Origin of the sequence: Leptospira wolbachii serovar Codice str. CDC (assembly GCF_000332515.2) — a bacterium.
GTDB lineage: Bacteria > Spirochaetota > Leptospiria > Leptospirales > Leptospiraceae > Leptospira_A > Leptospira_A wolbachii.
Map to the genome: position 1 here is coordinate 1 of NZ_AOGZ02000014.1, position 14710 is coordinate 14710.

The 14710-nt window shown below is 38.4% G+C and carries 13 protein-coding genes; 8 read left to right on the forward strand and 5 right to left on the reverse strand.

Annotated features, from left to right (window positions below; genetic code table 11):
• The 4 genes from mraY to murC all read left to right on the forward strand — a co-directional run.
• Nucleotides 1-1087 (forward strand): phospho-N-acetylmuramoyl-pentapeptide-transferase (gene mraY, locus LEP1GSC195_RS05505; protein ID WP_040506450.1); only part of this gene is annotated, 1087 nt, incomplete at its 5' end.
• A gap of 22 nt (nt 1088-1109) precedes the next feature.
• Nucleotides 1110-2258: an FtsW/RodA/SpoVE family cell cycle protein gene (locus LEP1GSC195_RS05510; protein WP_015681709.1), complete on the forward strand. Its 1149-nt coding sequence runs from the start codon at nt 1110-1112 to the stop codon at nt 2256-2258.
• Nucleotides 2255-3331, forward strand: a complete 1077-nt coding sequence (locus LEP1GSC195_RS05515) for a UDP-N-acetylglucosamine--N-acetylmuramyl-(pentapeptide) pyrophosphoryl-undecaprenol N-acetylglucosamine transferase (RefSeq protein ID WP_015681210.1) — start codon at nt 2255-2257, stop codon at nt 3329-3331. The genes LEP1GSC195_RS05510 and LEP1GSC195_RS05515 overlap by 4 nt, the downstream gene beginning before the upstream one ends.
• 21 nt (nt 3332-3352) lie before the next feature.
• Complete coding sequence (murC, locus tag LEP1GSC195_RS05520) at nt 3353-4780, forward strand: UDP-N-acetylmuramate--L-alanine ligase (protein WP_015680704.1); 1428 nt, start codon at nt 3353-3355, stop codon at nt 4778-4780.
• Here the strand turns inward: murC and LEP1GSC195_RS05525 are convergent.
• From LEP1GSC195_RS05525 to LEP1GSC195_RS05535, 3 genes are read right to left on the reverse strand one after another with little or no spacing between them, the layout of a single operon-like run.
• On the reverse strand, nt 4775-5905 hold the full coding sequence (locus tag LEP1GSC195_RS05525) for a 5-(carboxyamino)imidazole ribonucleotide synthase (RefSeq protein WP_015681084.1): 1131 nt from the start codon (nt 5903-5905) through the stop codon (nt 4775-4777). The genes murC and LEP1GSC195_RS05525 overlap by 6 nt on opposite strands.
• On the reverse strand, nt 5889-6386 hold the full coding sequence (purE, locus tag LEP1GSC195_RS05530) for a 5-(carboxyamino)imidazole ribonucleotide mutase (RefSeq protein WP_015682443.1): 498 nt from the start codon (nt 6384-6386) through the stop codon (nt 5889-5891). The genes LEP1GSC195_RS05525 and purE overlap by 17 nt, the downstream gene beginning before the upstream one ends.
• Before the next feature lie 30 nt (nt 6387-6416).
• Nucleotides 6417-7796 carry a UDP-N-acetylmuramoyl-tripeptide--D-alanyl-D-alanine ligase gene (locus LEP1GSC195_RS05535; RefSeq protein ID WP_015681464.1) on the reverse strand — a complete coding sequence of 460 codons (1380 nt, stop codon included), beginning with the start codon at nt 7794-7796 and terminating at the stop codon, nt 6417-6419.
• Between the two features lie 51 nt (nt 7797-7847).
• On the opposite strand from LEP1GSC195_RS05535, the gene LEP1GSC195_RS05540 reads away from it, so the two are divergent.
• Genes LEP1GSC195_RS05540 through LEP1GSC195_RS05550 form a run of 3 tightly spaced genes read left to right on the forward strand, consistent with a single transcriptional unit; the run spans nt 7848 to nt 11098 of the window.
• Nucleotides 7848-8888, forward strand: coding sequence for a Gfo/Idh/MocA family protein (locus LEP1GSC195_RS05540; RefSeq protein WP_015681467.1), 1041 nt, complete (start codon nt 7848-7850; stop codon nt 8886-8888).
• Nucleotides 8885-10519, forward strand: a complete 1635-nt coding sequence (locus tag LEP1GSC195_RS05545) for an ABC1 kinase family protein (protein ID WP_015680826.1) — start codon at nt 8885-8887, stop codon at nt 10517-10519. The genes LEP1GSC195_RS05540 and LEP1GSC195_RS05545 overlap by 4 nt, the downstream gene beginning before the upstream one ends.
• An 18-nt stretch (nt 10520-10537) precedes the next feature.
• Nucleotides 10538-11098: a lipoprotein signal peptidase gene (locus tag LEP1GSC195_RS05550; RefSeq protein WP_015682720.1), complete on the forward strand. Its 561-nt coding sequence runs from the start codon at nt 10538-10540 to the stop codon at nt 11096-11098.
• 77 nt (nt 11099-11175) lie between these two features.
• On the opposite strand, the gene LEP1GSC195_RS05555 is transcribed toward LEP1GSC195_RS05550, so the two are convergent.
• Together LEP1GSC195_RS05555 and LEP1GSC195_RS05560 are read right to left on the reverse strand one after the other, a co-directional pair.
• The gene (locus tag LEP1GSC195_RS05555; RefSeq protein WP_015681016.1) at nt 11176-11886 is read right to left on the reverse strand and encodes a carbon-nitrogen hydrolase family protein; all 711 of its coding nucleotides are present in this window, start codon (nt 11884-11886) and stop codon (nt 11176-11178) included.
• A complete protein-coding gene (locus tag LEP1GSC195_RS05560; protein WP_015681745.1) occupies nt 11886-13805 on the reverse strand; it encodes a hypothetical protein in 1920 nt (639 codons plus the stop codon). The genes LEP1GSC195_RS05555 and LEP1GSC195_RS05560 overlap by 1 nt, the downstream gene beginning before the upstream one ends.
• Nucleotides 13806-13920: 115 nt before the next feature.
• Between LEP1GSC195_RS05560 and LEP1GSC195_RS05565 the strand changes: the two genes are divergently transcribed.
• Entirely contained in the window at nt 13921-14709 is a 789-nt protein-coding gene (locus LEP1GSC195_RS05565; protein ID WP_015681341.1) for an AAA family ATPase, read from the forward strand.
• Nucleotide 14710: the final 1 nt, after the last annotated feature.

Below are 14710 nucleotides of genomic sequence, written 5' to 3' on the forward strand. Positions count from 1 at the left end.
ACGCGTAGATTATGGTTTCCTTAGAGTTTTTAGTTATGTTACCCTTCGGGCCATGATGGCGGGTCTCACTTCCATGTTTATCACCTTTCTTTTTGGAAAGGCTTTGATTTCCTTCCTTCTTTCCTTGAAGTTTCGAGAATCAGTCCGTAACGATGGACCGCAGTCTCATGCTGCCAAATCGGGAACTCCTACTATGGGAGGACTCATTATGATTCTCTCTCTGACCGTCTCCACTCTGTTATGGGGGAATCTCGCCAATTTAAATGTTTTGTTACTTCTAGTATCAGCCATTCTATTTGCAGGACTTGGTTTTACAGATGATTATATGAAGTCTGTGAAAAAAATCAAAGGGGGCATGAGGGCAAGAACCAAATTTCTTGTAACCATCTTCTTTGCAGTCTCCATTACAACGCTTTACTTTTACTTTACCGGAAAATCAAACTTGATCGCCACCAAAGGTGTTGTCTTTACCATCACGGATTTATTTTTACCGTTTGTAAAAGGTCCTGTTTGGAATTTAGGGTTTCTTGCTGTTCCCTTCGCCATCATCGTGTTAATTGGAAGCTCCCATGCAGTGAATCTTACCGATGGACTAGATGGTCTTGCTTCGGGGACTGTTGTGATTGCAACAGCTACCTTTGCTCTCATTTCTTATGTATCAGGAACTCCTTCTGCGGCAAACTATTTGCACATTCCTTACCTTCCGGGTTCCCATGAGTATGCGGTTTTCCTGGCAGGACTTTCCGGGGCTTTACTTGGATTCTTATGGTTCAATTGCCATCCAGCTCAAGTGTTTATGGGAGATACTGGTTCCTTATTTTTAGGCTCCACTCTTGGTCTTGTTGCCATTATGTTAAAAAAAGAAATCCTTCTTGTGATCCTGGGAGGTATCTTTGTTGCGGAAGCGGTAAGTGTAATCTTACAAGTGGGTTCATTCAAACTTACGGGAAAACGAATCTTTAAAATGGCCCCTTTACACCACCATTTTGAATTGTCTGGTTGGTCGGAAGAAAAAGTTGTGATTCGTTTTTGGATCATCGGAATCATTCTTGCTATCATTACCTTGTCTACTCTTAAGATTCAATAGTCGACAGGGTTAGACAACATTTATGGAAATTTACAGGTCAATACAAAACCTCTTTCGATTTGGAAACTCGAGGTTTGATGGACCTGTCTTGTATGGAATTTTTTTTCTATTTGGAATGGGCATTGTCATTATGTACAGTGCCTCTGTTATTCCCGCCGAACGTGAATTTTCCGATCCTAATTACTATTTAAACAAACAATTGTTATGGGGAACTCTTGGAGTAATTATTTTTTTGGTTTTTAGCCAAATTCCTTACCAATTTCTTGTGAAGTGGTCGTTTGTTTTTTCTGTTCTTAGTTTGTTATTACTCATTTCGGTATTTATTCCTGGCCTCGGAAAATCAGTAGGTACGAGTTATGGAAGGAGTTTTAATCGTTGGATCCAAATTGGAGGAGTCCAAATCCAACCTTCCGAATTTTCAAAGATTAGTATTTTACTTTTTTCTTCTTATTTCTTTTATAACTTTGATTTTAAAAAAGTAAAATGGGACAGAAAGAAAATTGTATCTGTCTTATTGATTTTTGCCACATTAGTGCTGATTGTGATCGAACCTGCCTTTGGAACAACTATTGAGCTTCTACTTGTTTTATTTTTCTTTGTTCTACTTGCAGGTTTTCCTATGAAACGTCTTTTCATTTTGGGAGCTTCGGTTTTGCCTCTGCTTGTAGTTCTTGTGACCCAAGTGGGATATCGTAAAAAACGTTTAGAGATTTGGCTTGATCCTTATAAATTTCGATTTGATGAAGGCCACCAGTTAGTGACAAGTTTTCGTGCCTTCTTTGATGGAGGGAGTTTTGGTCGTCCCGTAGGTTCAGGTTATGCCCACAGGTATTTGGCCTATAGCCATACTGACTTTGTGATGGCCTCTTTTGTGGAAGATTTTGGATTTTTGGGGTTTTTGTTATTTCTGACCGTAGTGATTTTTCTATTTATTAGAATCTATTTTTTACTGCAGCGTTTAAAGGACAAACTAGGATTCTTTTTAGGTTCAGGGATACTCATCCTTTTTGGATTCCAAACCATTTTGAATCTTTTTGTTGTGACAGGGATTGTTCCTGTTACTGGAATTTCGTTACCTTTTTTAAGTTATGGAGGATCCTCTCTTATAACAATTTTTATCCTATTCGGAATTCTTGCCAACATCACTAGTAAAGAGAATTTGGTATTATGAGTGGATCCGTATTAATTGCAGCTGGTGGAACCGGTGGACATATATCACCAGGAGTGGCACTTGCCGAAGTTTTGGCAGAAAAGATATCCACATTTGGATTTGATGCGGTCTATCTGCATTCTCTTGTGCGTAACAAAGACAATCCCGACCTTTTAAATCCGCCGTGTCTTGTTCTTTGGCATAATGTTCCACAGTTAGGTGGCCTACGAACATTAGTGTATCCACTTTTATTTTTGTATCCTTTTTTAAAAACCATCCTCCTTTTTCATAAGTTAAAAGTGAAGGCAGTGATTGGAATGGGAGGGTATTCTAGCCTTCCTGCCATCCTCTATGCCATTTTATTTAGAAAGAAATTATATCTTTGCGAACAAAATTGTGTGCCAGGAAAAATTACACGAATCTTTGCTAAATTTTCTGAAAAGATTGCCTTTAGTTTTCCCTTAGCGGAAGAATATTCCATTACCGGAAAGACGATTGGAAACCCCATCCGCAAACGTGTGATCCCAGTAACCTTAAACATCCGGCAAAATGAAAACTTGCACGAAGGAAAAAAGAATACTGTGAATGTTCTTGTTCTTGGAGGATCCCAAGGGGCAAGGCAACTCAACCAAATGATTCTAAAAGCGATGGAAAATCCCGATATAGCAAATAAGTATAAATTCCGTCTGTTGACTGGAACTTCTTTGTATGAAGAAACCAAACGTAAATCAGTTGGGAATGCAGAAATCATTTCTTATGCGAATGATATGAAACCCAATTATGAATGGGCAAATATCGTCGTCGCAAGGTCAGGTGCGGGAGTTCTTGCTGAATGTTTGGTTTTTGGTCTTCCTATGATTCTCATTCCTTATCCTTATGCCGCAGACAACCACCAAAAGGAAAATGCAAATTATATAGAATCACAAGGTGCTGCAGTGACAATTCATTCCACTTCGGAAGATCCAACAAGACTTGTGCAGATTTTACTTGGATGGAAAGACCACTCGGAGATTCTTCGAGAAATGGGACATACCTCCTTAGCACTTTCTAATGTAAATGCCGCTTACCAAACGGTTTCCTATTTTTTTCATTAAACAAAATTGAAGTTTTAACAAATGAAAGGTTCTATTTTATTTTTGGGAATTGGTGGGAGTGGGATGTCAAGCCTTGCCCACATGGCACTCGACTTAAAACTTTCAGTCCTTGGATATGACAAAAAAAGTTCTGAAACAACTCGGTATTTAGAAAAACGCGGAGCTACCATTCAAAATAATATCGAACAGATTCCACTAGAGGGAATTGAAATGGTTGTCTATAGTTCTGCAATTAATGATAAACACAAACAAGTGTTTGATGAGATAAAGAAGAAGAATATTCCTCTTAAACATAGATCCGAATTTATGCATCTTTTGGTTTCTAACCAAAAATCCATTTCTGTTGCAGGCAGCCATGGGAAAACATCTACTACAACCATGGTTTCCCAAATTCTTACGGAATTAGGAATGGATCCTACCATAATGATTGGCGGGGACACTAGTCTTTTAGAAAAACGTGGGGGAAAGATCGGAGGAGGAAAGTTTGCTGTATACGAATCAGATGAATCTGACGGAACTTTCCTTGGCCACAAAGCTTCCATACGTCTATTGACAAATATTGACAATGATCACTTGGACTATTACAAAACCAGGGAACGTTTAGAAGATGCATTTTTTGAATACATCGCTTTTGGCATAGAAGGGGATGCAGTCTTGTATGCCAATGATCCAGGGATTCGGGATGTTCTTATTCATAAAACAAAGGACATCGATTTTTCAAAAAACTTTCGGCTCTATCTTTGTATGGAAAAAAAAGATAAAGAGTCTGATTGGTATCTTTCTTTAGAATCGAAACTTCGAGACCAACTGGTTCCGGTTCTCTATCAAATTCAGGAAGATGTTTTGGAATTTGAATTTCTTGGATTTCCTACCCAATCTTTACAACTCCCTTATCCTGGAATTCACTATCTTACCAATGGCCTTGTGGCTCTTGTCGGTGCATTTGTAGCGGGAGTATCGCCCGATGTTTCGGCGGGAATTCTCTCTCGTTATATTGGTGTGAAACGAAGACAAGAGGTTCTTGGAATTTGGAATGGGGTCACTGTCATGGACGACTATGGACATCACCCGACAGAAATTGCAATGGTCATCCGTTCCTTACAGAATAAATTAAAATCGAACGGAAGGCTTGTGGTTCTTTTCCAACCGCATCGTTATACCCGCACGCAGTTGTTATTAAAAGAGCTGGCAGAGTCTCTTTCTCTTGCAGAAATTCTCTTAATCCTTCCCATTTATTCCGCTGGAGAAACATCCATTTCGGGAATCACTCACGAATCTTTTTTGCCATTCCTTGATACCAAGAATGCAGAATTTTTAAAAGGTGAAATGGATTTGGATTTAATTACTATCAAATCCAAATTAAAAAAAGGGGACATGTTACTTTGTTTAGGTGCAGGGAATGTAAGAGACTGGGGCCTTCAGTTATTAGAAGACAAATCTCAGTTATAGATCATGAAAGCGGGGATTTACCTCTTCTAAATTTCCTTTAAAGTTTATATGACCCATCTTTCTTCCTATTTTTGCATCCTTTTTTCCATAAAGATGCAATTGGTACCTATCATCTTTTAGAAGAGAACGAGCTATTACCAAACTCTCTTTGTATTCATTCCCTAAGATATTTTTCATTAACGTAGGTTTTGGCCTAACATCTGTTGGCGGAAGATTTCCGGAAATTGCAGAAACATGTAAATGAAATTGAGAAAAACTTTGACAGTCTTGAGTGAAATGTCCCGTGTTGTGAGGTCTCGGCGCAAATTCATTTAAATAAATATGGTTTTCTTTCAAAAAGAATTCTACACCCATCGTTCCCACATAGTCCAAAGATTCGGCAAGTTTGCAAGCCATCTCAGTAGCCTCCAAATTTAAGCCTGTTGGAATTCGTGCAGGATAGATAGAAAGATCCAAAATATGATTTTTGTGTTCGTTTTCTACAGCTCCATAACAAACAATTTCCCCATTTTGAAACCGAGTGAGGATGATACTTATTTCCTTTTGAAAAGGAATTACTTCCTCAACTAAATACTCTTCATTTCCACTGGCAAAGGCTCTGTCTAAAAAATTTTTGTATTCGCTCACATCGTTTACTTTGACCTGACCCTTTCCATCATACCCAAAACGTAGTGTTTTGATGATCCAAGGATAGGGAATGTTAATCTCTATTTTTGATGTGTTTTCTGTTAGGTGGAAAAAACTGGCTGTGCGAAAACCTAACTTACGAAAGTGGGTTTTTTCTAAATATCGGTCTTGGGCAATGACTAGGGCTTTTGGCGGCGGAAAAATTTGAATCTGTTTTGTTTGTGATTCCAAATACTCTAAAGTGGATTTGGGAATATTTTCAAATTCGAAACTCAAAACATCTATTTTAGAAAGAAATATTTTTAAACTGGCTAAGTCTTCATAAAAACCAACGGTCGCTACCGCACCAGCCTTTTCAGAAGGAGAGTCCTTATCTGGTGAATAACAAAAAAAATCATAACCAAGGGGAAGGGCCTCTAAACACATCATTTGTCCGAGTTGGCCCGAACCCAAAACACCGATTTTTAAATTTTGATTATCTTTAGAGGAGTTGGTCATTTTTAGAAAGTGCTAACTTACGATTGTTGTCTGCATAAGATTCTAATTTTTTGTGTAGTGTCGGGTCGAGTAAAGATAAAATGCGTACAGCAAGTAAACCTGCGTTGGCGGCACCACTCGTTCCAATCGCTAATGTGGCAACAGGGACTCCTTTGGGCATCTGCACAATCGATAATAAACTATCCATTCCATTCAGTGCTTTGGATTGCACAGGAACACCTAATACTGGCAATGTGGTGAGGGCTGCTGTCATTCCCGGTAAATGGGCGGCACCACCGGCACCGGCAATGATTACGCCAAATCCATTTTGTTTTGCCAATTTTGCAAACTCGACCATTCGTTCGGGGGAACGATGCGCTGAAACAATTTCTTTTTCAAAAGGAATTCCAAACTCTGTCAAAATATCGCAGGCTTCCCTCATAGTTTCCCAATCGGAATGGGAACCCATAATGACAGCTACTTTTGGTAGATTTGTAGGCATACGTGTAATCTAGGAAAGGCCAATTCTTCATCAACCCTTAAATGTTTCTAGGGCCAATACAATTCTTTCCATTTTCATAGACCTTGATCCCTTCACGAGTAAAACAGTTTTTTTAGGAACAGTAGATTTCACAAATTGAATGAGTTCTTCCACTTCTGTAAAACATTGAGCTCCCGGAACTTTTTTAACCATAGGTTTTGTTTCTTCGCCAAACCCAAGTAAGATACCTTTTCCGATTCTTTGGATTTCTTTTCCTACCTCTTCATGATAGTATTTGGAAAACTTACCAAGTTCCTTCATTGAACCTAGGATCCAAACAATTGGTTTATCCCCCGCAAACTGTTCTGCAGCCCCAATACTCGACAACATGGATTCAGGATTGGCATTATAACAATCATCGATGATGGTAAAGTATCCCTTGTTAATATTTAGTCGTTTGTCAGGGCTTTTGTAATTTTGAATTGTATTTGCAATTTGCTCTGGGTCGATTTGAAAATATGTTCCCACAGCTAACATTCCTCTCACATTGCTGAGGAGTTTTGTGCCGGGAAGTTTCCAATGGATCTCTTTTCCTTTCCACTCCAGTCGAAATCCATTTGTTTCAGTTTTCTTTATTTTTAGATTCGGTTTTTCTTTATGATTCCAAACCACAAGTTTTATGTTTTGTTTTTTGGATCTTAGTTTTGCCCGATTTAGAAACTCCAAATCATCAGGAACAAAAAGCACTGAATTTTCTAGCATTCCACTAATGATATCAATTTTTTCGTCAGCAATGGCTTCTCGTGTTTTGAGATTTTCAATATGTGCCGAACCAATGTTGGTGATGAGGGCATGCGTGGGTTCCGCAATGAGAGAGAGTCGTTTGATTTCCCCTCTATGGTTCATTCCCAATTCACAAATCACAACCCGAGTCTCTTCTGTAATCCGAAATAAAGTAAAGGGAAGTCCTATTTCATTGTTATAGTTCTTTTCAGTCACCACAAGGGATTTGTGATTTAAAAAACCAAACAGACCTCCTAACAAATCTTTAGTGGTTGTTTTCCCTGAGGATCCAGTCACGGCAAGGATGATGGGATTAAATCTCTTTCGATGGTAACGAGAAAGGACTCCGAGTGCGAGCAAACAATCAGAAACTAAAATTGCCTTAGCTTGATCAGCAACGGATAACTTTTTTAAAATGGGATGATTTCTTTCGCAAAGAAAAGCATGTGCCCCTTTGGATAAGGCATCTGGTATAAATTCATGACCGTCTCTTGTCCCTCGTAGCGGGACAAACAATGACCCTGGTTTGATTTCGCCAGAAGAGGTTGTGATCCATCGGAAGGTAGGATTGTCTGTCCGTTTCCAATCCTGGTCTTTGGAAAACAAACTTAGAATAGTTGACAGGGAATATTCAAATGGTGCGATCATAGCTTCTACGCCAGTTTCTTTCAGAAAGAAAGATTTGGAAGAAAAAGATAAATGAAACGATCCAAAATCAAAACCATCCTGATTGGCCTAGGACGGATTTGTTCCAGTTTAGAGGAGGATCCATTTCGTAAAAAACCCTGCACCCATATGGGGGTATTGGCCTCAGAATGGGGAAAAGATCGGTTCGAATTTGTTTTGGGGTTAGATACCAAGTCTGAAAAATGCGAATCATTCCAATCCTTTTGGAAGGAAAAAACCGAAATCATAAGCTCTGATCCCACAAAAGTTACGCTACCAAAATCGATCCAATTAGCTGTGATTTCCACCCCGAGTGCCTACCATGAAGAATGGGCCAAACACTGCATTCGCCAAGGGATCCCAAACCTCCTCATTGAAAAGCCTGTGGCTCTCACTGAATCTGGGGCCAAACGAATTCAAAAACTCGCAAAAAAAAACAATACTCGAATATGGATCAATCATGAAAGGCGATACCACCCAAGTTACCAATATGTAAGAGACCAACTAACAACTGGAAAATTGGGGAACCTGAAATCCCTTCGTGCCTCAGTATTTACCTCAGCAAAAAATCCAGGTCTTGCATTTTCAAAACTAGGTGGAGGACCTTTACTTCATGACGGGACACATGCGGTAGATCTGATCCATTGGATTCTCGGAAAACCAAAGTTAGTGGATGCGAAATTAGAAAGTCCTAAAAAGAATTCCATCGAATCAAGAGCTGTGGCCTGGTTCCGAAGCAAATCAGGTGTAGATGTTTTTTTAGATGTAGCGGGCGAAAGAGACTATTTTCAATTTGAACTCGACATCCATACAGACACTCATAGAATTATTTGTTCCAATGATGGTTTTCAGTTTTATCAATCAGAAACATCAAAATTGTACAAAGGATTTCGAAGTTTAGTTCCCTATCTTCCACCTCAGTTTCCAAAGCCAGAAACAGCAAACGCGTTTATCGGAATTTATGATGAAATCTTTCAAGTGATTATGGGGAATAAAAATACGATGGAAGGGACTCTTTCTGACAATATCGAGATTCTAAACTTGATAGAATCAATTTACAGGCGAAAACAATGAATTCAAAACAAAACAGATCTGCTTCTATTTATTTTTTTGTGATCAGAACTTGGTTTCAGTATCTCTTATTAACTAAAATCAAACGAAAGATAAAGAGCCAACCCAAATACGAAACACTCCGAATCCGGTTTTTAAAACGAAAAGGGAAAGAAACCAAAATCCTCTTCTTTCGGTTAGGTGGAGTGTATATCAAAATTGGCCAATTTGTCAGTAACTTGTTTCATGTTTTACCAGAAGAATTTCTTTGGGAACTACAAGACTTACAAGATAAAATCCCTCCAAGGAAATTTGAGGACATCGACAAACGTTGGATTCGTGATTATGGAAAATCCATGAATGAGATTTTTACTGATTTGGACAAAACCTCCTATGCCAGTGCGTCAACCGCCCAAGTTCATATTGGTTACTACAAAGAGAAAAAAGTCGCAATCAAAACTCTATATCCTGGAATTGAAGAAGACGCCATCAGGGATTTAAAAACCATCTCAAGAGTACTTTGGATGATCGATCGTTTCGTATTTAAAATTTCTGCTAAAGAAGTGAATGAACAATTGCATTCCATGATTCGTGCAGAACTTGACCTTCGAAGTGAATTAAAAAATTTAAAGTATACCAAACAACTATTTGCTTTAGAAAAAGATTTTCATTTTCCAAATCCCATTGATGAACTTTGTAATAAACATACTTTAGTTACAGAATTTGTAGAAGGGAAAAAAATTTATGAATTGGATGTCTTGGATTCTCACACAAAGAAAAATCCGAATTTAGAAAAACTGGTTCGTGCTTATATCTTGATGATTTTCGAATACCGCTTCTTTCATGCAGACCCCCATCCTGGAAATTTAATTTTTATGGAAACAGGGGAACTTTGTTTTATTGATTTTGGTGCCGTCCAATCCATCTCTGAAGAAGAAACTCGCATTTTAGAACGAATTCTGATTGGTGCTATGCGAAAAGACTACCATCTCATCACAGAATCTTTATTTGAACTAGGAGCCGTAACCGAATCCTTATCTAAGGAAGAACTAATCCAAATTGTGAAATATTCTCTAGAGAAACTAAATCGAATTTTAGATTCCACTGACCATTTTCGGAATATTGGTTTGGATACACTTCGTCCTGCCGAAGACCTTCGATTTTTAAAAGAAATCCAAGTGAGTTTAAAACGCCTTCTTTCAAGCCTAAAACTTCCACCCAATTTTCTTAGTCTTCACCGTGTTCTTGCATTGTTACTTGGTAACTCATCTTATTTGGACCCAACAAGGTCTATGATCGATTATGCCGAAAAACCTTTTTCACAAATCGTTTTGAAAGGAAGTTCCTTAAAAAAACTTTGGAAGGATGAAGGAGAAGAATTCATCACGAGCCTCTTTTCCTTACCTAAAGAGCTGAACGAATTTCTATACAAATGGAACCGAGGAGAGTTCCAAACCCCCGATTCGACAAGAAAAGAGGAGTTACGTCTGAAAGAGATTTTTACCTTTGGAGGTCTCGGTTCGATATTTTTCTTTTTCGGAATGTATTATTCGGAAAAATTATGGAAAGAACCAAGCATATTATTTTATATACTATCAGGACTTAGTTTTTGGTCATTAGCCAAATCTAGTCTAAGTTATTGGAAACAAAAATAAACGGATCATCTCTAATTTATGAATCTACCTAAACCCCCTTTTTTTTCGGTCTTTAAACCAGGATACCTTGCTTTTGTTGCGTTTGGACTTTTTTTAGATTTAGCATCCAAATATATCATCATAACAAAAATGTTAGCTCACGAAAGTATCCCCGTGTTAGGTGATTTTTTCAGATTGTCATTAACTTTTAATACTGGTTTTGTTTTTGGTCTATTCCAAGACAATGCCCTTCCTTCATTATTTGCGACAGGATTTGCTATTGTATTCTTAATTTTCTACCGTTGGCAAAATGCCGATTTAGGAAATGCTTGGGGTTGGAACTTTGTAATGGCGGGAGCTTTTGGAAACTTTTCCGATAAATTCTTTGTAAAGATTCCAGGTGTTGGATTTCGATTTGGATTCAGCCCTGAAAAACCAGGTATCGAATATATTGGGGTAGTAGACTTTTTAGACTTCGAATGGCCCGATTTTTTACTTTTTGACCGATGGCCTGCCTTCAACGTTGCAGATTCTTGTGTTTCGATCGGAATCGTCATTCTCCTTCTTACCATGGATTGGAAAGAAATAGATAAAAAATAAAATTTTAAGACACTGCGATTATAGAAAAACAAACTGAGTGGGGGTCATTTTTAAAAAAGATCCCCGATTGTTTGTATTTATAACAAATAACTTCTCATTACATTCACAGACAAAGTTTTAAACACATCTTTGTCTTCTTCTGCTTTTCCCACTTTCCAATTAATTCCAGAAGGGGATGCATACAGACTTCGAGCAGGTTTGCCGTCCGATGGTCCACAAACACGGATTAAATGGACAGATTTTTCTTTCGCAAGCGATTCAAAATATGTAAGATCTTCCTCGTAAGAGCGTTTTTCATCAGCGTAAGACAAATAAAATATAATCTCGATATCTTCTTTTTTAAACTCTTTCCAGATGGATTCATTTTCTAAATCTTCACCGACAAGAAGTCCAAAACGAAGTCCTCCCATAATAAAGATAGATTCTGTTTTTCCTGGAACCACACCAGGTTCTTTCGAGGCAGAAGGAGATTTTTTTTCATAAAAATCAACTAAAACCAAAGATTGAACAATGGGAAGAGCTGAAACTAAATGCCCGTCTTCATTTTTTCGATAATGGCTACCACCGAGGATAACACCTGGAAAAGTTTCTGAAATTTCCAATAAATGGTCTTGGTATTCTTTTTCATGTTTGGCTGCATCCTGAGGAGATTCGCTTTGGAAAAGATGAGGAAAACCTTCCGGTAAAATTAAAAAATGAGCCTTACTTTGTTGGATTCTAGAAATTTCATCAGAGCTTATGCGTTTGTGTAAGTTCTTTTGGTAGATTGCGATTTTGATAACTGCCATTAAAAAGGATTCCCGCTTGGTAATATGTCATCATCCAAAGGATCATCCGAACTGTCATTTTCTTCATCAGAAGAATCCTCTGCCGAATCCTTCGTTTCTAAATCATTATTTGTTTTCGGTGCTGGTGATTGATTCGATTGTTCTGTCGTCTCTTTGTCTAAATCGGCAAACTCTGTTTCAGTAGATTCGCCACTAGCATTACCCAATTCTACTCCAAAGGAAGATTTCATTTGTTCTGGAGTGAGTTCGACAAGCCCACCGAATAAGTCTCCTGTTTCCAGGCGCTCATACAAAGCCATTAGGTAACAATAGGCCTCCATAATACATTGTTTTACTGGTTTTTTGTTGAGTCGTTTACGAGACTCCATAGAATCCAAAGTTAAAACGTCATTCATGTTTGCGACGATTTCCTTTTTACTTTTCATGTCCTTAATGAGAACAAGAAGAGAATCTCTTGATTTTAAACTAAATTCTTTGATGGCCATCCTAACTGTTCTGGATTGACCTGTCCGTTTTTGTTCAATCCCTGTTAGCTTTTTGGAAGCTTCTATGTAATTAGCACCGGGATTTGCTTTGTGTTTTTCTAATTCTCTTACAATGTCGTTATAAATACGGAATTGGTCGATGATGGTTCTTGTACCTTCATAAATATCCAACATTTTTTGACGATAATCCACCTTGACTCCGTTAACCGAACCAGGTTTGATATCGATTTTTTTTGTAGTCATTACAAAAGAATACTCATCATCAAATTCAAAAAAATAAAACAAGGCAAGTAGAGCTTTGTCTGAATCGGGTATATGACTATACTCATTTTTCGGATCAAATTTTTTACGGAGTTTCGGCAAGGAATACATCTGCATCAAACGAAGACCATAGGCTTGTTCTTTGGAAAGAGGGACTTCTTCTTCCGTATCCTCCTTCTTTGATTCTTCGTCTTTTTTGTCGTCTTTGGTTTCTACTTGTTTCCCGCCAGGAACATTTTCCCCTGACTTTCTTTGTCCAGGTCGATCTTCCGGTAGAATACCCAAAAGATTTTCCATATAACGAGAAATTAGTGGTATATTTTTATTTTCTGCCCTTAAGACAACAAGGTAAAGTCTATCAAAAAAACCTTCAAAGAGAGTATCAATTTCTTGTGTTACCTTTCTTTTTTTATTAGCATAAATCATAGAAGGTTTCCCTTCTAATTTTTGTAACTCATCATAAGCTTGTACAAAAGATTTTTTTAAGGTCTCTTGGTAAGGATATAAAATGTACATCCTTTTAAAGAGAGCATAAATCGGGTTTTTGACTCGTTCTATGGCAACAGGGGATTCTGGTGCTACCATGATGGGGTCAGTAATGTCTGTTAGTTCAGGACCATTATAAAGTTTTTGGCCCATGGCAAGTAATTCAACAAGTAACGGATTGATTTTATCTAAGGCTTTACTGAGTTGGGGGGAATATTGTTGATTGGCTAAAAGTTCATTCCCGCTATACTGAAGTTCAATTAATGATTGTTTGGCGCGCATGCTAAAGTCATGCATAAATTTTGGAGTGAGATCACTAGTTCCAAAAGGGGTGACACGGGCAAGCCAACATTTAAGTTTAATTCCAAACCTGGCAGAGAAACTACTAATTTCTTTTTCGTATTGGGCTTTAGAATCTGCCTGTGATTTAGCATTTCCAGAATCGGATTTGTTTTGGTTTCCACCACGGCTTCCCGATCGGCTATCATCACCACTACCACGGGAAACAGTGCTTTGACGAACCTTTGGCTCCGGGCGGTTCTTCTTTGTGTCGTCTTCTTTCTGCGGTTGTTTTTCTTTTACAATTTCCCCACCAGCACTGACAAACTTATTGAACATATCCTTTCTTGCAGAATCATCCAGTTTCCCTACGCCAATTGCCCGTTTCGTATTATCAAAATCGCCCATAATTTACTATCGTTCCAAATCCTCAATATGGGAATTCAATTTCTTACAAAAAGCAATTTTTAGTGGATTCCCCCGTTTTTCTGAAAAGATTGGAGTCCAAAAGGTAGATTACACCATGGCTGATTACATCCTGTCCGACGATCTGAAAGAAGCGGTCCTAGTGGCAGAAATTACGAAAAGACCTCTCCTTCTGAAAGGGGAACCTGGGACTGGGAAAACTCTCCTTGCCAGTTTCCTTGCGGAAACAAAGGAGCTTCCCTTTTACCGGTGGCATATTAAATCCACCAGCTTGGCCAAGGAAGGTTTGTACTTCTATGATGCCGTGTCCCGCTTGAATGATTCTAGGTTTCCCGAAGAGGAAGCCATGCTCCGGGTTCGGGACGTGAAAAACTACATCCGGCTGGGTGCCCTCGGGGAAGCCTTTGCCCAAACCAATAAAGCAGTGGTCCTCATTGACGAAATTGATAAGGCGGACATCGAATTTCCGAACGATTTACTTTTGGAATTAGATAAAATGGAATTTTTCATCCCGGAAACGAAAGAACATATCATCGCCAAAGAAAGGCCGATTGTTATCATCACCTCCAATAACGAAAAAGAACTTCCCGATGCGTTCCTTAGACGTTGTATTTTTCATTACATTGAATTTCCGAAACGAGAGGCGATGAAAGAAATTATCAAAGCGCATTACCCTTCCATCCAAACGGAGTTCATGGAAAAAGCCTTGGCAATGTTCTATTCCATTCGCAAAATTGAAAGCCTTAGAAAAAAACCTTCTACAAGCGAACTTTTGGATTGGATTCAGGTTTTGTTAGTATCCGGAGAGACTTTGGAATCCAGTAGAATCCCTTTTGCGGGAACTCTATTCAAATCAGAAGACGACTATAGAGTTTATTTGAACTAAT

What these genes read in the sequence shown, in the direction of transcription:
- LEP1GSC195_RS05545 (WP_015680826.1), top strand. Translation starts at nt 8,885, where the DNA reads ATGAATTCAAAACAAAACAGATCTGCTTCTATTTATTTTTTTGTGATC.
- LEP1GSC195_RS05525 (WP_015681084.1), bottom strand. Translation starts at nt 5,905, where the DNA reads ATGACCAACTCCTCTAAAGATAATCAAAATTTAAAAATCGGTGTTTTG.
- LEP1GSC195_RS05560 (WP_015681745.1), bottom strand. Translation starts at nt 13,805, where the DNA reads ATGGGCGATTTTGATAATACGAAACGGGCAATTGGCGTAGGGAAACTG.
- LEP1GSC195_RS05535 (WP_015681464.1), bottom strand. Translation starts at nt 7,796, where the DNA reads ATGATCGCACCATTTGAATATTCCCTGTCAACTATTCTAAGTTTGTTT.
- purE (WP_015682443.1), bottom strand. Translation starts at nt 6,386, where the DNA reads ATGCCTACAAATCTACCAAAAGTAGCTGTCATTATGGGTTCCCATTCC.
- LEP1GSC195_RS05555 (WP_015681016.1), bottom strand. Translation starts at nt 11,886, where the DNA reads ATGGCAGTTATCAAAATCGCAATCTACCAAAAGAACTTACACAAACGC.
- LEP1GSC195_RS05565 (WP_015681341.1), top strand. Translation starts at nt 13,921, where the DNA reads ATGGCTGATTACATCCTGTCCGACGATCTGAAAGAAGCGGTCCTAGTG.
- murC (WP_015680704.1), top strand. Translation starts at nt 3,353, where the DNA reads ATGAAAGGTTCTATTTTATTTTTGGGAATTGGTGGGAGTGGGATGTCA.
- LEP1GSC195_RS05510 (WP_015681709.1), top strand. Translation starts at nt 1,110, where the DNA reads ATGGAAATTTACAGGTCAATACAAAACCTCTTTCGATTTGGAAACTCG.
- LEP1GSC195_RS05540 (WP_015681467.1), top strand. Translation starts at nt 7,848, where the DNA reads ATGAAACGATCCAAAATCAAAACCATCCTGATTGGCCTAGGACGGATT.
- LEP1GSC195_RS05515 (WP_015681210.1), top strand. Translation starts at nt 2,255, where the DNA reads ATGAGTGGATCCGTATTAATTGCAGCTGGTGGAACCGGTGGACATATA.
- LEP1GSC195_RS05550 (WP_015682720.1), top strand. Translation starts at nt 10,538, where the DNA reads ATGAATCTACCTAAACCCCCTTTTTTTTCGGTCTTTAAACCAGGATAC.